21 protein-coding genes are annotated in these 22,760 nt (G+C 29.6%); 10 read left to right on the top strand and 11 right to left on the bottom strand.

The features are described 5' to 3' along the window. Positions 1–14: 14 nt before the first annotated feature. The 4 genes from MHN29_RS10250 to MHN29_RS10235 all read right to left on the bottom strand — a co-directional run bounded on the left by MHN29_RS10250 (position 15) and on the right by MHN29_RS10235 (position 3,203). Positions 15–1,235 (bottom strand): Nramp family divalent metal transporter, encoded by a 1,221-nt coding sequence (locus MHN29_RS10250; RefSeq protein WP_235274690.1) that lies wholly within the window; start codon positions 1,233–1,235, stop codon positions 15–17. A gap of 91 nt (positions 1,236–1,326) precedes the next feature. Continuing rightward, positions 1,327–1,890, bottom strand: coding sequence for an RNA polymerase sigma factor (locus MHN29_RS10245; protein WP_235274691.1), 564 nt, complete (start codon positions 1,888–1,890; stop codon positions 1,327–1,329). Then, a complete protein-coding gene (locus tag MHN29_RS10240) occupies positions 1,881–2,981 on the bottom strand; it encodes a glycosyltransferase (RefSeq protein WP_235274692.1) in 1,101 nt (366 codons plus the stop codon). The genes MHN29_RS10245 and MHN29_RS10240 overlap by 10 nt, the downstream gene beginning before the upstream one ends. Positions 2,982–2,996: 15 nt before the next feature. After that, positions 2,997–3,203 carry a membrane or secreted protein gene (locus MHN29_RS10235; RefSeq protein ID WP_150899655.1) on the bottom strand — a complete coding sequence of 69 codons (207 nt, stop codon included), beginning with the start codon at positions 3,201–3,203 and terminating at the stop codon, positions 2,997–2,999. A 137-nt stretch (positions 3,204–3,340) separates the two neighbouring features. On the opposite strand from MHN29_RS10235, the gene aqpZ reads away from it, so the two are divergent. The 4 genes from aqpZ (at position 3,341) to MHN29_RS10215 (ending at position 6,197) form a co-directional block, all read left to right on the top strand. Continuing rightward, a complete protein-coding gene (aqpZ, locus tag MHN29_RS10230; protein ID WP_235274693.1) occupies positions 3,341–4,027 on the top strand; it encodes an aquaporin Z in 687 nt (228 codons plus the stop codon). Between the two features lie 147 nt (positions 4,028–4,174). Then, a complete protein-coding gene (locus MHN29_RS10225) occupies positions 4,175–4,954 on the top strand; it encodes a YHYH protein (RefSeq protein WP_235274694.1) in 780 nt (259 codons plus the stop codon). After that, positions 4,955–5,524 (top strand): toxin-antitoxin system YwqK family antitoxin, encoded by a 570-nt coding sequence (locus MHN29_RS10220; RefSeq protein WP_235274695.1) that lies wholly within the window; start codon positions 4,955–4,957, stop codon positions 5,522–5,524. It abuts the gene before it with no gap. Further along, complete coding sequence (locus MHN29_RS10215) at positions 5,508–6,197, top strand: SCO family protein (protein WP_235274696.1); 690 nt, start codon at positions 5,508–5,510, stop codon at positions 6,195–6,197. The genes MHN29_RS10220 and MHN29_RS10215 overlap by 17 nt, the downstream gene beginning before the upstream one ends. Here MHN29_RS10215 and murB read toward each other — a convergent pair. Together murB and MHN29_RS10205 are read right to left on the bottom strand one after the other, a co-directional pair. After that, complete coding sequence (murB, locus tag MHN29_RS10210; protein ID WP_235274697.1) at positions 6,194–7,201, bottom strand: UDP-N-acetylmuramate dehydrogenase; 1,008 nt, start codon at positions 7,199–7,201, stop codon at positions 6,194–6,196. The two genes, MHN29_RS10215 and murB, sit on opposite strands and share 4 nt — an antisense overlap. 2 nt (positions 7,202–7,203) lie before the next feature. After that, positions 7,204–8,394 carry a pyridoxal phosphate-dependent aminotransferase gene (locus tag MHN29_RS10205; RefSeq protein WP_150899650.1) on the bottom strand — a complete coding sequence of 397 codons (1,191 nt, stop codon included), beginning with the start codon at positions 8,392–8,394 and terminating at the stop codon, positions 7,204–7,206. A 156-nt stretch (positions 8,395–8,550) separates the two neighbouring features. Between MHN29_RS10205 and MHN29_RS10200 the strand changes: the two genes are divergently transcribed. Then, positions 8,551–9,888, top strand: coding sequence for an aspartyl protease family protein (locus MHN29_RS10200; RefSeq protein WP_235274698.1), 1,338 nt, complete (start codon positions 8,551–8,553; stop codon positions 9,886–9,888). Positions 9,889–9,940: 52 nt separating this feature from the next. On the opposite strand, the gene MHN29_RS10195 is transcribed toward MHN29_RS10200, so the two are convergent. Beyond that, positions 9,941–10,348: a DUF1573 domain-containing protein gene (locus MHN29_RS10195; protein WP_150899648.1), complete on the bottom strand. Its 408-nt coding sequence runs from the start codon at positions 10,346–10,348 to the stop codon at positions 9,941–9,943. Between the two features lie 187 nt (positions 10,349–10,535). On the opposite strand from MHN29_RS10195, the gene MHN29_RS10190 reads away from it, so the two are divergent. The 4 genes from MHN29_RS10190 (at position 10,536) to MHN29_RS10175 (ending at position 19,115) form a co-directional block, all read left to right on the top strand. Then, complete coding sequence (locus MHN29_RS10190; protein ID WP_235274699.1) at positions 10,536–13,172, top strand: valine--tRNA ligase; 2,637 nt, start codon at positions 10,536–10,538, stop codon at positions 13,170–13,172. A gap of 159 nt (positions 13,173–13,331) precedes the next feature. After that, positions 13,332–14,744 carry a hypothetical protein gene (locus MHN29_RS10185; protein WP_235274700.1) on the top strand — a complete coding sequence of 471 codons (1,413 nt, stop codon included), beginning with the start codon at positions 13,332–13,334 and terminating at the stop codon, positions 14,742–14,744. 162 nt (positions 14,745–14,906) lie between these two features. Beyond that, positions 14,907–16,856 carry a tail fiber protein gene (locus MHN29_RS10180; protein ID WP_235274701.1) on the top strand — a complete coding sequence of 650 codons (1,950 nt, stop codon included), beginning with the start codon at positions 14,907–14,909 and terminating at the stop codon, positions 16,854–16,856. Between the two features lie 150 nt (positions 16,857–17,006). Beyond that, a complete protein-coding gene (locus MHN29_RS10175) occupies positions 17,007–19,115 on the top strand; it encodes a hypothetical protein (RefSeq protein ID WP_235274702.1) in 2,109 nt (702 codons plus the stop codon). A 76-nt stretch (positions 19,116–19,191) separates the two neighbouring features. Here the strand turns inward: MHN29_RS10175 and MHN29_RS10170 are convergent, their stop codons facing one another. After that, a complete protein-coding gene (locus tag MHN29_RS10170) occupies positions 19,192–19,917 on the bottom strand; it encodes a head GIN domain-containing protein (protein ID WP_235274703.1) in 726 nt (241 codons plus the stop codon). Here MHN29_RS10170 and MHN29_RS10165 point away from each other — a divergent pair. Continuing rightward, positions 19,868–20,620 (top strand): lysoplasmalogenase family protein, encoded by a 753-nt coding sequence (locus MHN29_RS10165; protein ID WP_370642798.1) that lies wholly within the window; start codon positions 19,868–19,870, stop codon positions 20,618–20,620. The two genes, MHN29_RS10170 and MHN29_RS10165, sit on opposite strands and share 50 nt — an antisense overlap. On the opposite strand, the gene MHN29_RS10160 is transcribed toward MHN29_RS10165, so the two are convergent. Genes MHN29_RS10160 through MHN29_RS10150 form a run of 3 tightly spaced genes read right to left on the bottom strand, consistent with a single transcriptional unit; the run spans position 20,610 to position 22,756 of the window. Further along, complete coding sequence (locus MHN29_RS10160; RefSeq protein ID WP_235274704.1) at positions 20,610–21,683, bottom strand: DUF4097 domain-containing protein; 1,074 nt, start codon at positions 21,681–21,683, stop codon at positions 20,610–20,612. The genes MHN29_RS10165 and MHN29_RS10160 overlap by 11 nt on opposite strands. Further along, positions 21,670–22,200, bottom strand: coding sequence for a hypothetical protein (locus MHN29_RS10155; protein WP_235274705.1), 531 nt, complete (start codon positions 22,198–22,200; stop codon positions 21,670–21,672). The genes MHN29_RS10160 and MHN29_RS10155 overlap by 14 nt, the downstream gene beginning before the upstream one ends. Next, the gene (locus MHN29_RS10150; protein ID WP_235274706.1) at positions 22,190–22,756 is read right to left on the bottom strand and encodes an RNA polymerase sigma factor; all 567 of its coding nucleotides are present in this window, start codon (positions 22,754–22,756) and stop codon (positions 22,190–22,192) included. The genes MHN29_RS10155 and MHN29_RS10150 overlap by 11 nt, the downstream gene beginning before the upstream one ends. Positions 22,757–22,760 lie beyond the last annotated feature (4 nt).

Raw genomic sequence — 22,760 nt, 5'->3', positions numbered from 1 at the left:
TACAAAGAAAAGAATTATAAATTGAGTAAAAACCAAATACTAAATGCGATTAAAAATACAATACCAGTAATACTTAAAATACGTAAGCCTAAACCAGGTCTATGCTTTTCAGGAGTATGTTTACCGGTAATTAATATGTAGTTTAAAATAGCATAGAATGGAGCTGTTAAGAAAGATAATACCGTAGCTATTTTAACCAAAAATCCCATGTCAGATAAAAAATATTTTAGGATAAGAAAAGTACCAATAGCTAAAAATAACATCCAGAACCAGTAAGAAGCCTTTGTTTTTTTATTAAAAATTAAGGTAGAAGTTTTACTCATGGCTCTAGGTGAAGCATCTAGTGTGGTTAATGTTGTGCTGAACATGGTTGTAAAGGCAGCTATACCAATAAATAAGTAAGAAAAATCACCTAAGTTTTTTGTGTATAAATTAATTAGTTGAGATGCAAATACAGTTCCTTTACTAGAAAAAGATTCACCAGATCTATACATAACTAAAGCTCCTAACATTACAAAACAAACACCTAAAAAGAAGGTTCCAATGTATCCAACATTGAAATCGAAAATAGCATGTTTAGGTTTTATTTTTTCGAAAGTAGTTTTACTTTTTTCAACCGACCATATTGAATGCCAAATAGAAATATCTAAAGGAGCAGGCATCCAGCCCAAAAAAGCTATTAAAAAAGTTATTTGAGCAGTACCACTAGGTACTATTTGTTGAAAACTAAATCCTTTTTGAGTACTAAATAAAGCAATGTTTACAGCTAAAATAGTACTTATGGTTAATGTTAATATAATGTACTTCATTAGGTTGTCAAGTAGTTTATACTTTCCAATTCCTAAAATAATTACACTAATAAACATTATTATAATCGACCATATTACTAAATCATTGGTAAAACCAAAGATGTTAGAAGCTAAGCTTGCAGTTACAATTGTTACTGCAGCTTGAATAGTAAACATGGTAGCAAAATTTAAAATATAATAGCTAACTAAAACATATTTACCTAGTTTTTTATAGCCATCTAACAAAGTTTCGCCAGTAGCAGAAGCGTAACGAGGTCCAAATTGGAAAAAAGGATATTTAAAAATATTAACGATTAATAAAGCCCAAAGTAAACCAAACCCAAAATCAGCACCAGCTCTTGTAGATTGTACCAAGTGAGAAACTCCTATTGCAGCACCAGCAAATAATAAACCAGGACCAAGTAAATTTAAAAAAGACTTTTTCATAAAGGGAAATGAAAGAAAATGTTAAATTAATTGATACTGTATAATAAATTATACAATTCTTTAGTTTTTTAATTGCTAAAGTTGGGGCAATTTAAGATTTCTTTATTATTTCTGCTAATAATTTTTTAGCTCTCAATAATTTAACCTTCACATTATTCATTGGTTCTCCTATTTTTTCTGAGATTTCTTTATAGCTTAACTCTTGAAAAAAACGTAAATTAATTATTTCTTGGTATTTCGGTTTTAGCTTTTTTATATCCTTTAAAAGTTTCGCTAAATTTTGCTCCGTAATAATTTTATCTTCAGGAGAAGGAGCATCGTCGACTACTTGAAAAGCAGCTTCTTCTTGTTCTTTAGAAGTGTCAATTGAAATTGTTGACTTTTTTTTACGCAGAAAATCAATATATACATTCTTAGAAATAGTAATTAACCAAGTTTTGAATTGATATTCTTCATTAAAGGTGTTTATTTTATCAAAAGCTTTAGAAAAAGTTTGAATGGTAATATCTTCCGCATCATTATCATTTTTAATTTTTGATAATTGATAGTTGTATACATTTCCCCAGAAAGTGTCTAATAGAAAATTAAAAGAAATTTGGTTTCCTTTCTTAGCAAGCTGAATGTGGTGAAGAACTTTTTCTTTATTTACTTCCAATGTGTAGGTTTAGAAATTGTATTTGTTATAAATATAATGATTTGTAATGATACTAAACAAATGTCAAGTATGGGTAACAAGAAAAGAATTTTTTTATCATGAAGCTTAAAAGCAGATTTCCCAATAATTAAAAACTGTATAAAATAGTATAATAAAACAATTGGTAAAGCCATTTTCCATTTTATGATAAGTACATAAACAGCTAAAGGGAAAAAAATAATTTTCGTAAAGTTGAAAAGGTTTAAGAAAAAACGATGTTTAAACTTATACAAAGGAAATATAATAGATAACTTCCTTTTTTGTGTAAACCAATCTTTAAAAGAAATATAAGAATTAGAAGTTACACGACTATTTTCAGCTATAGAAATAGCTGTGTTTTTATTATTGGCAGCATCTTTTATAAATAAATCATCTTCACCTAAAAAGCTATCCATGTGTTTAATGAAGCCATTTACTTTAAAAAATTCACTTTTAGTATATCCTAAGTTTTTAATATTAGCGCTAAAAGGACTTCCAAATTTAGCAAAAGAGAAAGATAAAATATGGTTAAAAATATTATCGAATCTAATAAGTAGGTTTGAGAAAGATAATTTTTTAGGCTTTATTTTTTGATAACCTAAAATAATTGATTTTTCTTGAGAGAAATTAGAACTCATTTCCTCAATCCAATAGGCTGAATCTGGTTTGCAAGAAATGTCTGTAAATAATAAATGTTCATGAGTTGCAGCTTTTATACCTAGGGTTAAAGCATATTTACGATTTCCCCAAAAAGCTTCAGTATTTACAACATTTACAATTTTGATATTAGAATATTCCTGTTGAAGATTTTCCATAACACCAAGTGTATCATCAGAAGAAGCATTGTTTATTAAAACAATTTCAAAATCAGTATAATTTTGTTTAGAAAACTCTTGAATATAATCTGCTAACTCATTTGCTTTGTTTTTAACACAAATGATAACTGAGATAGGAATATTGTTAGAAATTGCTTTTTTTTCTTTTTTAAAAGCAAAAACAGAAAAACTTAAAAAATAAATTATTTGTATAATCGTAACTGCTACAAAAATGTAGAAAACTACAGTAAAGATCATATAAATAAAATAAATTTAGTTTGTGTGTTGTGGTTCACTACAAGAATCGAATTGGTCTGGTGTTTTACCGCAAAAACCACAAGATTCACCACTTTGATTTAATACAGGATTTTGGCTAGCACAAGTTCCAGCAAATTCACCATCTTTTTTAGCCCAAATTTTAATAGCAATTCCTGCAAATGCAAGCGCTAATAACCCAATTGTTACGAAAACTAATTTCATTTCTTGAAAAATTTTAGTGCAGCAAAGATACAAACTTCCTAGATTATATAAATGGATTATTGTGCAGTTTATAAGGTTGTGACTTTTATTTTTTTAAGTGTCCTAATTAGTAATCAATTAATTTATTATACAATCATATGAAAAAATATTTTGCTGAATTTTTCGGAACATTTTGGTTAGTTTTTGGAGGTTGTGGTAGTGCAATTTTTGCTGCAAATTTTCCAGATTTAGGGATAGGGTTTTTAGGAGTAGCATTAGCTTTTGGTTTAACAGTTTTAACCATGGCTTACGCTGTGGGACATATTTCTGGAGGACATTTTAATCCGGCAGTATCATTAGGTTTATGGGCTGGAGGAAAATTTTCTTCTAAAGAATTAGTTCCTTATATAGCCTCACAACTATTGGGAGCTATTTTAGCGGCTAGTTTTTTGTTTTTAATAGTTTCTAATAAAGAAGGTTTTGAATCGATAGGAAGTTTTGCAGCCAATGGTTATGGAACATTATCTCCTGGGGGGTATAATTTAATAGCTGCTTTTGTAGCAGAATTTGTATTAACAATGTTTTTCTTGTTAATCATTTTAGGAAGTACTAGTGAGAAAGCTCCAAAAGGTTTTGCTCCTATAGCTATTGGTTTAGGTCTTACTTTAATTCATTTAATAAGTATTCCAATAACAAATACATCGGTAAATCCAGCACGCTCTATGAGTCAAGCATTGTTTGTCGGAGGAGAATATTTAATTCAATCTTGGTTATTTTGGATAGCACCAATTGGAGGAGCAATTGTAGCAAGAGTTATTTATAAAAACTTGATAAATAAAGAATAGTATTACTTTTATTGAAGGTTTAAAATAGACATCATAATTAATGATATCTATTTTTTTTGAAAAAAAATAATTGATTTTTAAACTTTTTGAGTTTTTGAAGGTCTTAGAAGAAATGAGTATATTGTATAAACTAAAAACCCCATAGAAATGAATTTAAATCAACTAGTTAAAGCATTATTAGGATTATTAGTAGTAACGAGTGTATTATATGCATGTAGTTCAAGTGACGATGTAAGTGGTGGTGATGGAAGTAATCCTTCAGGAACAACGTATGATATTACGCCAATTTTATCCAAGTTTGATGGAGTTTCTGGAGTAACGTATGCTATAAATGGAAATGTAGTAACCTTCACAACAAATAACTTACCTAATCATAAAAGCCCATATTGGGGAGTTGGAAATGCAAATTATGAAGCATATAATGGAACCAATCCAAATTGGAATCAAAATCCTAATACAATAGCTTCTCAGAATATAACGTTTCAAATACCGTTAAATCCATCAGAAGCATCTACTAAAACGAATACTTCTCTTGGACCAATGGGATTAGCTATAAATGGAGTTGCGTTTTATAATCAGTATGCTGGGCCAAATAATCAACCATTGACAAATGAGATAAATTCTTTTGATCAGTATTTAGGGCATCCGCAAAATTCAGGTCAATATCATTATCACCAAGAACCATTATTTCTTACAGCTCAAAATGGAAAAAGTGCATTTTTAGGATTATTAGCTGATGGTTTTCCAGTATATGGTCCTGAGGAAAATGGAACAACAGTTACAAGTGCTGATTTAGATATTTACCATGGGCATACTTCAGCAACTGCAGATTTTCCAAATGGAATTTATCATTATCATATTACCGCTGATGATCCGTATATTAATGGAAATGCATTTTATGGTACACCTGGAAATATTTCACAATAATTGAAGAAGTTATTTTTTATATGGTTATGTGTTAGTTTTTTTTCTTGTGGAGAAAATCCAGAGAAAATTGCACTAAAAATTCAATACCCTAATAATAATATAGAATTGAAAAATGGAGTCCTTTTTTATAAAGGAGTTCCATTTTCAGGCACTATAATTTCTTATAATGAAGTAAATAAAACAAATGATTCAGCTCAATATTTGAATGGAAAAAAAGAAGGAGAAGAGTTAAAAAAATATTTAAATGGAAGTTTAGCTGAGCAACGATTTTATGAAAAAGGATTAAAGTCTGGAATCCATAAAGCTTGGTGGGAGAATGGAAATCAAAAATTTATTTATCACTTCAATACGAAAGGAGAGTATAATGGTAATGTTAAAATTTGGTATAAAAACGGACAATTATATAAAGACTTTAATTACAAAGAAGGTAAAGAGAGTGGAAGTCAAAAGATGTGGCAAGGTGATGGGAAGTTAAGAGCAAATTTTGTAACCAAAAATGGTGAAAGATTTGGGTTAATAGGATTAAAAAAGTGTTATTCAGTAAATGTTAAAGATGAGTCATTCAAATAAAATTATAGGTAGTATAGGTCAAAGTAGAGTAATCTATTTTTTAATGCTTCTTTCTTTTGGTTTAACAGCTTGTAAAACTGAAAAAAAGATAAATAAAGAAATTACACTACCATTTTTTAATTCGGCAGAATTTACACCAGAATGGATTTCAGAAGACTCATCCAAATATGATAAAATACATACTATACCAGATTTTAATTTGGTAAATCAAGACGGAAAGGGAATCAGCCGTAATTTGTATAAGGGGAAAATTTATGTAGCAGATTTCTTTTTCGTGTCTTGTCCAGGGATTTGTCCTATTCTTGAAAAAAATATGAGTAAGCTTCAAGAAAAATTTAAAGATGATAAGGATGTACTTCTATTATCACATACTGTAATGCCAATAAAAGACTCTGTACCTGTATTAAAAAAATATGCAATAGAAAATGATATAAATTCAGATAAGTGGAATTTAGTAACTGGCGATAAAGAGCAAATTTATAACCTAGCTAGAAAAGCATATTTTGCTGATGAAGATTTTGCAAAAACACAAGATGAAAATGCTTTTATCCATACAGAAAATTTTGTGCTAATAGATAAAAAAGGACGTATTAGAGGTGTTTATAACGGTACTTTAGGCTTAGATACAGAAAGACTAATTCGTCATATTGAAATCTTAAAAAAAGAAGGTTAAATAACGTTTACTTCTATTTCTAATTCAATAGAAAACTTATTCTCAATGGTTTTTTGAATTTGTTGAGCTAACTCATAAATTTCTTTACCTGTAGCATCTCCGTAGTTGACTAAAACCAAAGCTTGTTTTTCATGTACCCCATAATCACCAAAACGTTTTCCTTTAAAACCACTTTGTTCTATTAACCAACCAGCTGGAACTTTAATTTCTGTATCAGAAACAACATAACTAGGTATGTTAGGAAATGTATTTTGAAGTTTTTCAAAGTGCTCTTTTGAAATAACAGGGTTTTTAAAAAAACTACCACTATTTCCAATTTCTTTAGGGTCTGGTAATTTACTTTGTCTAATAGCAATTACTGCATCTGAAATATCTTTTATAGTCGGACTAGTAATATTTTTTGAAGCTAATTCAGTTTCAATAGCTCCATAAGAAGTGTTTAGCTGGTGTTCGTTTTTAGTAAGTAAAAAACTCACAGAAGTTATAATGTATTTACCTTTGGCTTCGTTTTTAAAAATAGAGTTTCTATAACCAAACTTACATTCGGAATTTGAAAATTCTACTAACTTTCCTGTTTCAATGTTTATAGCTTCCACACGAGTAATCGTATCTTTTACTTCTACCCCATAAGCTCCTATATTTTGAATAGGGCAGGTACCAACATTACCAGGTATTAAAGATAGATTTTCTAAACCACCATAATCTTGCGAAACACACCAAAGAACAAAATCATGCCAATTTTCACCAGCATTTACAGTTAGATAAATATCATTATGATTTTCTCTATCTATAGAAATCCCTTTTAAGTTTAAATGAACTACCAGTTTTTCAATTTCTTTAGTTAATAGCATATTACTACCACCACTAATTAGAAATAAGTCTTGTTCTTCTTTTAAAAGTTGTTGTAAACTATAGAGAGAATCAATAGAAACAAAACGTTTGGCATTAACATCAATGCCAAACGTATTGTACTTTTTTAATGATATATTTTCTTGAATATTCAATGTTATTTATTGTATTGTTCTAAAGCGATTTTTAGAATTTCAACTGAACGTTTTAGGTCAGTTTTGTTTAAAACATATGCAATACGAACTTGGTTTTTACCTTCTCCTTTAGTAGAGTAAAAACCACTAGCTGGTGCAACCATAATAGTTTCGTTATTGTGATTGAATTTTTCTAAAATCCATTGAGCAAAATCATCAGCATTTTCAACAGGTAATTCAGCAACACAATAAAAAGCACCTTTAGGATTTGCTACTTTAACGCCTTCAATTTTTTGTAGTTCAGAAATTAAAGTATTTCTACGATCTTCATACTCTTCAATAACTTCATCAAAATAACTTTGAGGAGTATCTAAAGCAGCTTCACTAGCTAATAAAGCGTAAGTAGGAGGGCTTAAACGAGCTTGTGCAAACTTAATAGCTGTATTAATAAATTCTTCATTTTTAGAAACAATACAACCAATTCTAGCTCCACACATACTATAACGTTTAGAAACAGAATCTATCATGATAGCATTTTGCTCTAAACCTTCTAAAGTCATTACTGAGTTGTGCTTTTCACCATCATAAGTAAACTCACGGTAAACTTCATCAGCAATTAAAAATAAATCGTGTTTTAAAACTATTTGCTTTAATTTTTCAATTTCTTCTTCACTATATAAATATCCAGTTGGATTTCCTGGGTTACAAATTAAAATAGCTTTAGTTTTTGAAGTAATAAGTTTTTCAAAATCTTCAATTGCAGGTAAAGCAAAGTTATCTTCAATTTTAGAAATTACTGGAACTACTTTTACTCCAGATGCAGTTGAAAAACCATTGTAGTTAGCATAAAAAGGCTCAGGAATAATAATTTCATCTCCTGGGTCAGTAATACTACCAATAGTAAATAATAAAGCTTCAGAACCACCTGTTGTAGCAATAATGTTATTAGCATTTACATGAATATCATTTTTAGCGTAATAACTAGCTAATTTTGTTCTGTATTCTTCAGAACCTTCAGAACGAGCATAAGATAATACCTCAATAGCATTGTTTTTAACAGCGTCAAGTGCAACTTGAGGAGTTTTAATATCTGGCTGACCAATGTTTAAGTGATAAACTTTAGTTCCGTTCTTTTTAGCAGCTTCAGCATAAGGCACCAATTTACGAATTGGCGATTGTGGCATAGAATTTCCTTTTATAGAAATAGATGGCATTGTAAATAGAATTAGTTATTTGTTTGGCAAATTTGCGAAATATATTTGATAAAATTAACTTGTTTTTTATGAAAATGAGAGGTTAAAAAAATCTTAAAAAAATGAAAATATAAAATGAAGGTTGTATATTTAAAATTATCCTTAAAACTTTCCCTTTTGAAAAAACGATTACTTTACATTATTACTTTCTTTTTATGTTTATCAATTTATTCCCAAAAAAAATTCCGTTTTTTAGGAAAAAAAACTGATAAACAAGAGTTAACGTTTAGATTGATAAATAATTTAATTGTAATTCCATTAGAAATTAATGGAAATAAACTGTCTTTCATATTAGATACAGGTGTCAATAAAACTATTCTATTTAATTTAACAAAGAACGATAGTATAGGATTAAATAATATTGAAAAAGTTTTTATTAGAGGTTTAGGAGATGGTGAGCCTATAGAAGCATTATTGTCTAAAGGTAATAACTTTAGAGTAAAAAATATATCTGGTTCAAATCAAGAGCTATATGTTATTTTAAAAGATGCATTTAACCTTTCAGCTAAAATGGGAGTTACAATTCATGGTATTATAGGTTATGATTTGCTTAAAGATGTTATTGTTAGGGTGAATTATAGTAGTAAACGAATAGTTTTTTATAATCCTCAAAAATATAAAAAGTCTAAATGTAGAAAGTGTGAAGTTTTTCCTTTACAATTTTATAGAAATAAACCTTATATAGATGTAAAAGCTAGAATCGATACTATAAATAATGTAGAGACCCCTTTGAAGTTATTAGTAGATACAGGAGGGAGTGATGCAATGTGGTTGTTTGAAGACACAAAAGAAATTATAAAAACACCTATAAAACATTTTGAAGATATTATGGGGGAAGGTATAAGTGGAACTATTTATGGAAATAGAAGTAAAATTCCTCATGTGTCTATTGGAAGATTTAAATTGAAGGAGCCAACAGTTTCTTTTTTAGATTCAACATCAACTTTTAATGCTCGTCAATTTAAACAGAGAAACGGTAGTATTGGAGGTAATATATTGAAACGTTTTAAGGTTTGGATTGATTATCCTAATAAGACTATTACTCTAAAAAAGAATGCTTCGTTAAGAGATGGATTTTACTATAATATGAGTGGAATACATGTAATTTACGATGGACAGGAATTGATAAGGGAAAAAGCAGTGACAAGATTATTGGATTCACGTAGTGAAGGAATTCAAAATACAAACAATATAATTTCATTTGTAAATACATATCATTATAGATTTAAACCGAAGTACAAAATTGATAAAATTGTTGAAGGTTCACCTGCCGATAAAGCTGGTATTAAGGTTAACGATATTATATTGAATATAAATAATAAACCAGCTCATCAATTTAGCTTAGAAGAAATTATCAGTTTATTTCAAACTAAGCCCAATAGAAAAATAAGAATGAAAATAAAGAGAGGGATTGAAGATTTTAAATTTGAGTTTAGATTAGAAAAAAGGATATAAAAAAAACATCACCAATTTTGGTGATGTTTTTTTTATATAAATGTGAAATTAATTATTCACTATCATTCATCATACTTTTTTCTTTAGCTGGAGCTGCTTTTTTAGAAACAAATCCTTTAATTTTAAGCATTGTTCTAGATTTCTTAGCGTTAGAAATTACAGTAATAGCTTTAGAAAAACCACCTGGTCTGTTAGTATCGTAAGAAACTTCAATTTGTCCTTTTTGTCCTGGCATAATTGGAGCTTCAGGTTTTTTAGGAACTGTACATCCACAAGTAGACTTAATATCTTTAATAATTAAAGGAGCGTCACCAACATTAGTAAATTCAAATGTACGCTTACCTTCAGATCCAATAGCTACTTTACCGTAGTTAATAGTTTCAGTTTCAAATTTAAATTCTTGAGCATTTACTGTTAACGTAATAAAACAAACAGCTAGGAATGATAAAATTGTTTTCATAATTTAGAAATTAATTAAGGGGTTTAATTTAAACCGTTACAAATTTAGTATTATTTTTTTAGTTCCAAAAAAACAACATCTTATTTTCTGTACCTCAGAGATAGTTGTATTTTTGCTTTCGAAATTTCAAAAATAATGCCAAAATTTAAGTCTTAGACAATAATTGGTTATAAAGATATAAAAATATATGAATATTCCATCAAAATATAATTCAAAAGAGGTAGAAGGAAAGTGGTACGATTACTGGATGAAACACAATTATTTTCATTCTGAAGTAGATGAAAGAGAACCATATACAATTGTAATACCGCCACCGAATGTAACTGGAGTATTACATATGGGACATATGTTGAATAATACAATTCAAGATGTGTTAATTCGTCGTGCGCGTTTACAAGGTAAAAATGCATGTTGGGTTCCTGGAACAGATCACGCGTCGATAGCTACTGAAGCAAAAGTAGTGGCGAAGTTAAAAGAACAAGGAATTGATAAAAACGATTTAACAAGAGAAGAGTTTTTAGCGCATGCTTGGGAATGGAAACACGAATATGGTGGGATAATTTTAGAGCAATTAAAAAAGTTAGGAGCTTCTTGTGATTGGGAACGTACAGCTTTTACTATGGATCCAGCGTTGTCTGAATCAGTAATAAAAGTATTTGTTGATTTATATAATAAAGGATTGATTTACCGTGGATATAGAATGGTAAACTGGGATCCTGAAGCAAAAACAACTTTATCTGATGAAGAAGTAATTCATGTAGAGAAACAAGGAAATCTGTATTATTTAGAGTATAAAATAGAAGGTTCTGAAGATAAGTTAACTATTGCAACCACACGTCCTGAAACTATTTTTGGAGATACTGCAATTTGTATCAATCCAAATGATGAACGTTTTACACACTTAAAAGGTAAGAAAGCAATTGTACCTATTTGTAATAGAGTAATTCCTATTATAGAAGATGAATATGTTGATGTTGAGTTTGGTACTGGATGTTTAAAAGTAACTCCAGCGCACGACGAGAATGATAAAGTTCTTGGAGATAAACATCAATTAGAAGTTGTAGATATTTTTAATGAAGACGCATCACTAAACTCATTTGGTTTACACTACGAAGGAAAAGACCGTTTTGTGGTTCGTAAAGAAATAGCAAAAGAATTAGAAGAAAAAGGAATATTAGTAAAAACAGAAGTTCATACAAATAAAGTAGGAACATCAGAAAGAACTAAAGCCGTAATTGAGCCAAGATTATCAGATCAATGGTTCCTAAAAATGGAAGAGTTAGTTAAACCAGCTATCGATGCAGTTTTAGGTGAAGATAGAGAAGTGAAATTATTTCCAAGAAAGTTTGAGAATACTTACCGTCACTGGATGGAAAATATTCGTGATTGGAATATTTCTCGTCAATTATGGTGGGGACAACAAATTCCTGCATTTTACTACGGAGATGGAAAAGAAGATTTTGTAGTAGCTGAAAATATAGATGCTGCAGTTAAATTGGCTCAAGAAAAAACAGGTAATAGCTCATTGTCAGTAGCAGATTTACGTCAAGATGAAGATGCATTAGATACTTGGTTCTCTTCTTGGTTATGGCCAATGTCTGTTTTTGATGGAATTCGTAATCCAGAGAATGAGGAAATCAAATATTATTATCCTACAAACGATCTAGTAACGGGGCCAGATATTTTATTTTTCTGGGTAGCACGTATGATTATTGCTGGATACGAGTACAAGGATGAACGTCCATTTGAAAATGTATACTTAACAGGTTTAGTACGTGATAAACAACGTAGAAAAATGTCTAAATCGTTAGGGAATTCACCAGATGCATTAAAGTTAATAGATGATTACGGAGCTGATGGAGTTCGTGTAGGATTATTATTAAGTTCTGCTGCAGGAAATGACTTAATGTTTGATGAAGATTTATGTCAACAAGGAAAAGGGTTTGCAAATAAAATTTGGAATGCTTTCCGTTTAGTAAAAGGTTGGGAAGTTGATGCAAGTATTGAGCAACCAGAAGCTGCAAAAATTGGATTAGAATGGTATAATGCGAAGTTTCAAACAGTATTAGCTGAAATAGAAGACCATTTTTCAAAATATCGTTTATCAGATGCCTTAATGGCGATTTATAAATTAATCATGGACGACTTTTCTTCATGGTTATTAGAAACTGTTAAACCAGGATATCAACAACCAATAGATAAGAAAACGTTTGATGCAGTAATTGCTATTTTTGAAGATAACTTAAAGGTATTACATCCGTTTATGCCTTTCTTATCAGAAGAAGTTTGGCAGCACATTACAGAAAGAACACCAGAGGAAGCTTTAATTATAGCTAAATATCCAGAGATTAAAAAGGTAGATACAGAAATTATCAATCAGTTTGAATTTGCTACAGATGTTGTTTCAGGTATTAGAACAATTAGAAAAGATAAAAATATTTCGTTTAAAGAAGCAGTTGAGTTATTTGTAGTAAATAATGAGAATGTTGGTAATGATTTTGATGTAGTTATTCAGAAGTTAACAAATGCATCAGTAATTAATTATGTGTCAGAAAAGGTAGAAGGAGCTTCGTTTAGAGTAAAGTCTAATGAATATTTTGTTCCTATTTCTGTTGAAAATATTGATGTAGAAGCAGAAACAAAGAAATTAAATGCAGAATTAAAAAGAGCAGAAGGTTTCTTATTTGGAATTCAAAAGAAGTTATCAAATGAACGTTTTGTAAGTAATGCACCAGAACAAGTAATTGCATTAGAACGTAAAAAAGAATCGGATACATTAGCTAAGATTGAAACGATTAAATCGAGTTTAGCGTCTCTAGCCTAAATAGATGTTAGTATATAATTTAAAGCTCCCTTTTTGGGAGCTTTTTTTATGAGAAAAATGTACTTTTGAAATGAAAAAGAAATAAAGCTATGAAAAATCATATTATAACTTCAGGTCTTTATTTCTACAATAGATAATTAAAAACTAAATATATAAATTATGAAAAGGACAATTCTATCAATTAGCTTAGTGCTAACAGGTTTAATTGTAAATGCTCAAAATAAATTAGAAGCAACTGGTTTTGCTGGTGTTGGTATCTCCACACCACAACATTTAATGCATGTAAAAGGTAATCATTCAAATACTAGGCTTTTATTACATTCAGTAGGGGGAGGTATAGAAACGCGTTATGCTGATTTGATGTTATGGGCAAGTGAACCAGGTTTGACTTATTCAGGAGTAGGTATAGGAAATAATGTAATTAATTTATCAACTTCACCATATTTAACAAGGATAAGTAATGAAAGAGGAGCTTCTTATATGAGGTTGTTAGAGGAGAATATAATGTTTAATGTAATAACAAAATCAGGTAATAATATTAATGCATTGAATATTAATTCTGATGGTTTTGTAGGGATAGGTACAACTACTCCTAAAACAAGTTTACAAATACAACAAAATAATGATGGAACAAGAACATCCGTTAAGGATTTAGTGTACCTAACAACAAGTCATTCAGATGTAGGATATAATGGATTTGGTACAGGAATAGTTGATTATAGAAGAACTTATCAAAATAGTACTCCGCATGCAGTAAATCGAATCTCTTTTATAGAGAGAGGACATTCTACAGCAGATAGAGGAGGTGCGATTACGTTTTCAACAAAAGAGTTAAGTTCTGGGTCAGCAGCTCCTTTGGAAAGAATGAGAGTTGATTATAATGGTAATGTAGGAATTGGAACTACAACACCTTCTGCAAAGTTAGATATTAATGGAGGTCATTTATATGTTGGAGATGAAGTGTTTGAAAATCCAACATCATGGGGACAAACGATTAATATAGATGATAATGTGCATTCTAGAATATTAATAGAGGAGAGAAATACAGGTGTAAAAACATCTTTATGGGCTCACACAGGAGGAAATGCTAGAGTAGGTACAGTTTCTAATCACGATTTCGGAATTATGACAAATAATTCAGCAAAGGTGATGATTAAAAGTAATGGTAATGTAGGGATAGGAACAACAACTACAGGAATTCATAAATTAGCTGTAGAGGGTTCAATAGGTGCAAGAGAAATTAAAGTACAGGCTACAGGTTGGTATGATTTTGTGTTTGAAAAAGACTATAACTTACCAACAATAGAAGAAGTGGAAAACCATATCAAAGAAAAAGGGCATTTAAAAGACATTCCTTCAGAAAAAGAAGTGCTTGAAAATGGTATTCATTTAGGTGAAATGAACGGTAAATTATTACAGAAAATAGAAGAGCTAACTTTGTATACTATTCAACAAGAGAAGAAAATTAAAGAGCAAGAGAAAAAGATTAAAAAACAAGAAGAGCAATTAAAATCGTTAAAAGATTTGTCTGATAGGTTGTATAAGCTAGAAAAGCTATTAAAAAGTAAATAAGCAATAATTGGTTTGTAATAAAGAGAGTTCTAAATAAGAACTCTTTTTTGTTTTTATAGTGTACATTTGCATTGAAAAAGAAATAAAACTGCTATGAATGACTACACAATTACTTTGCATTTTTTATTTCTTCAATAATAAAAAAAAAATAAATTTATAATAATGAAAAAAACAATACTAGGAGTTTTGTTATTAATGTTATGTGCTAATATTAAAGCGCAAAACGATGAGGTAAATACTCGATTTAAAGTTAAAGAGAACACAAGTTCAATTGAATTAGGCCAATGGGATGGCTCTAAAAATAGAATAGAATCGGTAGGAAGAAAACTATTTTTAACCTCTTATACAGATGGAATTTCTTTTGGGAATAGTGGTACAGAGCAAATAGCCATGAATAATGCAGGTTATTTTGGTATAGGAACTATAACTCCAAATTATTTATTACATGTAGATAGTGGAAATAACCCAACAATAGCAATAGGTACTTTAAATAAGAATACGATGGGAAAATCAAGTTTAAAGTTTTTTGCAGGAGTGGCGGAAAGAAAAAATGGATTTAGTGTAGTTTATAATAAAACCTTAACTACCGATAGATTGTCCTTTATGGATGGAGGAGATATTGAAAATTTATCTATTTTAAATGGAGGTAATATAGGTATTGGAACAATTACTCCTTCTGAAAAATTAGAAATAAAAAATGGTGGATTAAAATTAAGTACTAATGATGCAACAGGAAATTATGAACTTAAAATAAAAGCAAATCATGACTATAATAATAAGTTCGTGATGAGTTCAGGTAACACAGTGGTTTTCCAAGAGAAGGTAATACCTGATGTAGGTGGAACTCAAAATTCAAAATCGTTTATATCGAATTATTATGGTATTGGTTTTTCTACAGCTACGTTAAACCCTTCAACAAAAGATCATGTAAACATGTATATAAGTGGAGCAAGTGATCCTAACGGTTCAGGATATGTGGGTATAGGTACAACAACACCTGATAAACAATTAACGGTAAAAAACGAGATTAAAATTTTAAAATCAGGTAATACAAGAGCAAAAGGAGACAAAGCTGAGATAATTTTTGGAGAAGCTAAATCTGATTTTTATTCAGGGAGTATTAGAATTGAAAATACAAACTCAAATCCTGGTTATGTAAATCCAAAAATGGTTTTTTCACTTCAAGATTATAACACAAATGCATTAGAAGATGTAAAAGAACGAATGACTATTTCTTCTAAAGGTAATGTTGGAATTGGAACATCAAACCCTGAGTATATAATGGATATTGTTAGTAATGCTGATGATTATAAACAGTTAAGAGTAAAATCACCAGGTTCTCCTTTAATTAAATTATCAGGTTCTTATAATTCAGGTAATGGAGCAGAGTTTTGGCAAAATGGAAAAGGAGACGTGTTATTAAATGTAAATAGCGTTACAAATGGTTTCTATATTCAGTCTGATGGAAAAATAGGAATGGGTACTATTTCGCCAACTTCTAAGCTAACATTAACTGGAGATTTTAAAAGTGTTGCAAACAAATCAGGTTGGGCAGGATGGTTTGAAAATACAGGAGTAGGAGCTACTAATAGTGGTTTGGTCGTTACTGCAGGGGAAGACTCAAGTGATCATATATTGTTATTGAGAAAACAAAATGGAACAGAAACATTAACTGTAAGAGGAGATGGAAACGTAGGAATAGGAACAACAACACCAGATTCAAAATTAGCTGTAAACGGTAAAATACATACGAAAGAGGTAAAGGTAGATTTAATAGGTTGGTATGATTTTGTGTTTGAAAAAGAATATAACTTACCAACTATAAAAGAAGTAGAAAACCATATTAAAGAAAAAGGACATTTAAAAGATATTCCTTCAGCAAAAGAAGTGCTTGAAAATGGTATTCATTTAGGAGAAATGAATGGTAAATTATTACAGAAAATAGAAGAGTTAACCTTGTATACAATTCAACAAGAAAAGAAAATTAATGAGCAAGAGAAAAAAATGAATATGCAAGAAGAAAAGATTAAAAAACAAGAAGAACAATTAAAATCATTAAAAGATTTATCTGATAGGTTGTCTAAGTTAGAAAAACTATTAAAAAGTAAATAAGTAATAATTGTTTTATCACAAAGAGAGTTCTAAATAAGAACTCTTTTTTGTTTTTATAATGTACATTTGCATTGAAAAAGAAATAAAATTGCTATGAATGACTGCACAATTACTTTGCATTTTTATTTCTGTATAATTTAAATTTATTTTATGAAAAAAGTGAAAATAGCTGTTATAGCTATTCTAGGGTTTGTTTTAGGAATACGAGGGCAAGTTGAAACATCTAGTAATGGAAATGTAGGAATAGGTACTACACAACCAAAAGCTAAATTAGATGTAAATGGAAATACTTATATAGGAAATTTAAGTGTAAGAAGATATTTAAAAATAATATCATCTCAATATCCAGAAATTAGATTTCAAACGCCTAGTTTAGATGGATTAGTTAGGGTAGGTGTCGCTCACGAAGATATAATAGAAAAGGGAGCAAAAGAAGGTGATTTTTATGTGTATTCAATGGGAAGTATGCCATTGTTAGTTCATAAAGATGGGAATGTTTCATTAGTAAATAAAACAGGTAAAGTGGGTATAGGAACAACGTCTCCTCAAACTCCTTTAGATGTAAAAGGAATTATAAAGTCAACAGACGGAATTGGAAATACGTTGTTTTTGGCAGCTAGTAATACAGGTAGTTATATTAGAGCATTCGGAAATCAAAATTTTAGTTTTAGGGATGCTGGAGGAACGTCTAAAATTAATTTTAATGTAAGTTCAGGAGGAGGTTTGTTTACTGGTAAAACAATTGTAGAGAATTCAGCTTTTAGGAATCATTTACAACTAAAGAGGTTAGAGAATAGTTTCAATAATACTTGGGATATAACTCTTTCAGGAGGAGGAAACACCAACTCTCTAACTTTTACAGCAGAAGACTCAGAGGGATTAGATTATACTACTAGGTTTCATATATCAGCATTGAAATCAATTTACGGACAAAACAATAATGAATGGGATTTAGGTAAGCAAAATAATAGGTTTAAAAAGTTATTTATAAGTGATATTGACGCGACAGGAAATATTAAAATAGGAGGTGGTTTGAGCGTAGAGAAAGCAAATCCCAATATGGTTTTAACAGATAATAGATCTTTAGATAATGGATCGTGGGATAATGTGTCTTTAGGAAGTTTTCAATGGAAAACACTAGATGCTACTGCACCAGGAGTAAGAGTTGGCGCAGAGATAGAAGCTTTTTCTGGAATACATGCAGCATCTGGACCTGAGTTTAGTTTAAGGTTTAAAACATCAACAAATTTAGAATCTATAGCCACCACGAAATATGAAATTTCTTCAGGAGGAGACCATGATTTTAAAAATGGAAATGCAAAGTTTGGGGGATATGTCGGTATAGGAACAAATACACCAAAATCATTATTGTCTATTGTAAAAGGTAGTGTAGGAACAAATACTGATGGTTTAGATAACTCTTTGTTATATCTTAATAATGGTTCAGAAAGAGACGGAAGTATTGTAATCAAATCTCATGGGACTCCAGAAAACGAAGTTATAGGGGCTCTTAAATTTCATTCGAGTCCTGACGGTACGAATTATAGTCAATCAGCAATTAAAGCTATTGCAGGAAGATGGACTACTGCTAATGCTTTAGCTTTTTTTACATCTACAAGTAATGTACAGAAAGAAGCAGATGAGGTTATGAGAATACAAGGAGATAAAGTAGGAATAGGAACAAAGACACCAGGAGCAAAACAAGAAATTTATGTAGAAAGTGGTGGTCCTGGAGTTAATGCGTTAAGGTTAAATACAGGGTTTACAGGAGGAAATCATGTTGATATTAACCCGTATATTTCAGGATTTAGTAATGATGGATTAGAAATTTCTTTAGCTGGAACACGAAGATTTGTTATTAACTCTAATGGTAATGTAGGAATAGGAACAGAGGAAACAGGAATTCATAAGTTAGCAGTAGAAGGTTCTATAGGTGCAAGGGAAATTAAGGTACAGGCTACAGGTTGGTATGATTTTGTATTTGAAAAAGATTATAACTTACCAACAATAGAAGAAGTAGAAAAGCATATCAAAGAAAAAGGACACTTAAAAAATATACCATCTGCAAAAGAAGTGCTTAAAAATGGTATTCATTTAGGGGAAATGAATGGTAAATTATTAGAGAAAATAGAAGAGCTAACTTTATATACCATTCAACAAGAAAAGAAAATTAAAGAGCAAGAAAAAGAATTGAAAAAACTACAAGGATTGTCTGACCGACTAGAAAAATTAGAAAAACTATTAGAACAAAAAAACTAACATTTTTCTACATTATATAAAAACCTCATAGAAATAATCTCTATGAGGTTTTTTAAATTATAATAAAGTCAATGTATTAGTTTCTGTCAATAACATCACCAGAACCAATAGAATTGCTGTCAATTTTAGGACTTCCTTTATAGTAAACACTACCAGATCCTACAACACTAGCCTTAATTTTAGAGCTTACACTAGTTTGTACACTTCCAGACCCAGCAATACTAGCTTTTAAAGTATTCGCATCTAAATCGTAAGCTTTTACACTTCCAGACCCAGCAATAGAACATTTAAAGTTATCTGTTTTACCTTTTAATTTAATATTTCCAGAACCTCCAATAGAAGCTTTTACAGTATTCGCATCAACATCAGCCGAGATGTTTCCAGAACCACCAATGTTAAAAGAAGTATCATCAGCTTTCATTCTTTTTTGTACTCGTACATTACCAGAACCACCTAATGAAACAGCTCTAATTCTTTCAAATGGAACAGTTACTATTAATTTTTTTGTAGTTCTAATATTTGTGTTTTCTTTAAATTGGATTTTTAATTTACCACCTTTTACCTCAGTTTCTATATAAGGAATAATATTAGATTCTCCTTTAATAGTTATTTCTCCTTCAGTTCCAGCTACTAAATTAACGTCAAAAGAACCACCAACGTTTACTCTGTCAAAAGAGCCGATAGATCTTGTTTTAGTAACTACGTTTCCGTTACCTTTTATTTTTTTAGAATTCCACCAACTTTGTGCGTTAATGTTAAGTGAAAGTAAAATTATAAGAGTTGTAATAAGTTGTTTTTTCATTTTGTGTATTTTAAAGTTAAAATTGGTTATATTTAAGTTTTATATGCCCCAAAAAATCAATTTATATAGTGTCGCTTATTTTTTAGCATGTATTGTCTCTTTGTTCTTTATTGATACGGGCAATTCAATTACTGAGATGATTATTAAAATTTTCTCATTAATGTTTTTGTCGTTTTTGTATTTAAGCTCTTCAAAAAAAATTAATTATTTCTATTTATTAATTTTAATGAATTCCATAGCATCCGATACATTTCTAATTTTTGATGATGCTTTTATGATGCTTGGTATTTATTTACTATTAGCCAATCGATTTTTATATATTATTTTATCTAGAAGAGCATTGTTTAAAACAAAACCCAAAATGTTATTAATTTATGTAATTCCTAGCTTGCTATTGTTTACAACTATTTTTGTGTTGTTAAAACCATATCTTCAAGAAATTTCTGTTTCGTTTATATTACTAGGTATCACATCTGCAATAATAATAGGTTTATCTTTTTTCAATTATTTAAATGAAATGAATAAAAGAAGTAAATTCTTTTTATTTGGTGTTTTACTTATTGTAACCGCAGATGTTTTAATAGCTTTTAATAAATTCTTAGACTATAATATAATTTACGTAATTGTTTATACAACTATGTATTATGTAGCTCGTTACTTGATTTGTGTCTCTATGATCGAACGAAAGAAAATTAGTCGTTAAGTTTTAAAGAGACACCTCCGTATCTAGATTTTACATTGATAACTGAATTAGAGCTTCCTTTACCAAAAGTACCTTCGTAATATTTTTTAGTTGTTTTTTTAACGTTTTTAAACATGTCTACTTTGCTTTTAGGGTAGTTGAATCCGGCGTAACCTAAATCAATATTAAATTTAAAGTTATTGTCACTGCTAGTTCCTAGTTTGATACCTGCATAGCTTCCATGAATTGTAACGCTCTCAAAGCCTTTCATTATATTCTGAACTCTAATACTTCCATAGTCGGTATTAATTTGTAAGAGCTTTTTTAAGTCTCCGATTTTTACAGCAGCATAATCAGTACCACCAGAAATAGTAGTAACTTTTCTAGCTGAAATACTTCCGTAATCACTATTGAATTTAAGGTTTTCTGCTTCACCAACTTTTATAGATGAATAATCAGCGCTAACTTTCAAATTTTCAGTTTTTTCAACTCGTAATTTTGAATAATCGGCACTTACAATACCAGATTTTATGTAATTGATTTCTGAATTTCCACAATAGTCTAAACTAATAGAGTTTGTATCGTTTAAAAGTCTATCTACCTCTATATTACCATAGTCGCAGTTTAAGTTGGCTTTGCCTTCTAAGCTAGATAATTCAATATTTCCATATTTGTTATTTAAATCAGCATTGTTGCTTATTGGCATTTTTACAAAGTAATTTATCTTGTAGTTGGTGTTGTTTTTACCCCACCAAGACCATTTAGATTTGGTGTTTTCAACCTTAGTACGAGCTTCGACTAAGTTTTCAGTAGCTTCAAAAAGAACATCAATAGACTCTAATTTCTGCTCTACATTACTTAAATCATCACCTTTGACAGTTATTTTTACTTTAATTTCAATACGATTTTCATTCCATGTAGTAACATTTAAATTACCGTATTTATTACTAATGTATAAAGTAGCGTTTTTATTTACCGTAAAGTTTTTATTAATAGTTTTGCTTTTTTCGTGTTTCCTATCGTTGTTTGCAGTTATAACAGTTGGAATAAGAAAAAATAAGAAAAGTAATTTATATAATTTCATCGTCTTTAAGTTCTAGTTTTGCTGGGTTATTTTGTAATTCTAATTGTAATAAAAGTCTTTCTAAGATTTCCAATCTTTGTTGGTAGTTGTTAATCATTTTTTGAATAATTTGCCTTTTATTATCATTGTTTGATAGTTCATTTATTAAATTTTGATATCTATCTTCTAAATCTTCAATTTCATCTAAAGAATTCTCAATAATAGATTCTGTTTCAATGTTTCTATATTGCTCAATTTCTTTTAATTCTTGATTAATTGTTGACACAAAAAAGCTTTGCGCTTCTGCCATTTTAGGTGAAACATCAGCTAAATCATAAACGCTTTTTTGTTGATAACTACCAAGGTAAAAACCTAAAACCAATATTACAGATGCGGCTATACTCATCCAAAATAGCGTTGGTTTGTTATTTTTTTTAGATTGCTGAAGTTTTCTTTGAAAACGATTCGAATGCCCTGAATGAGGTTCGAAAATATCGAAATCATTTTCATCAAAAAATTGATGTAATTTATCCTCCATACACTTGTGTTTTATTAGTATTGGCAAGTAAAACTTGCTTTAATTTCTTTTTAGCTCTCGATATTGTTGTACGCACATTTTCATTGGTGTACTTCATTATTTGAGAAATTTCTTCATAATCATACCCTTCAATCAAATTTAAAGTAAGGATAATCCGATAATTACTTTTTAAACTTTGTAAACTTTCTAGTACTTGTTTAACGTTTAAAGAACTATAATCTATAGCAGTATCTTCTATCTCATAATTAGATACTACTTCCATTTTTACTTCATCGTAACGAATATTCTTTTTTAATTGAGTTAAACTCTTATTAATCACAATCTTTTTTAGCCAAGCACCAAAAGTAACTTCACCTTTAAAAGTATGTAACTTTGAAAAAGCGGTTAAAAAAGCTTCTTGAATTAAATCTTCAGCTTCAAACTCATCTTTCAAAATACGATAAGCGGTGTTGTACATTGCTTTATAATATGCATCGTACACCTGCATTTGAGCAGTGCTATCGTTTTTCTTACAGCGTTCGATTAGTTGGTTGATATGTGTTTTTTTAGACTCCAAAGAA

Source organism: Tenacibaculum sp. Cn5-46, from assembly GCF_022347705.1.
Taxonomy (GTDB): Bacteria; Bacteroidota; Bacteroidia; order Flavobacteriales; family Flavobacteriaceae; genus Polaribacter; species Polaribacter aiptasiae.
The sequence above is the reverse complement of the archived record's forward strand: the minus strand, read 5'-3'. Positions and strand labels throughout refer to the sequence as shown.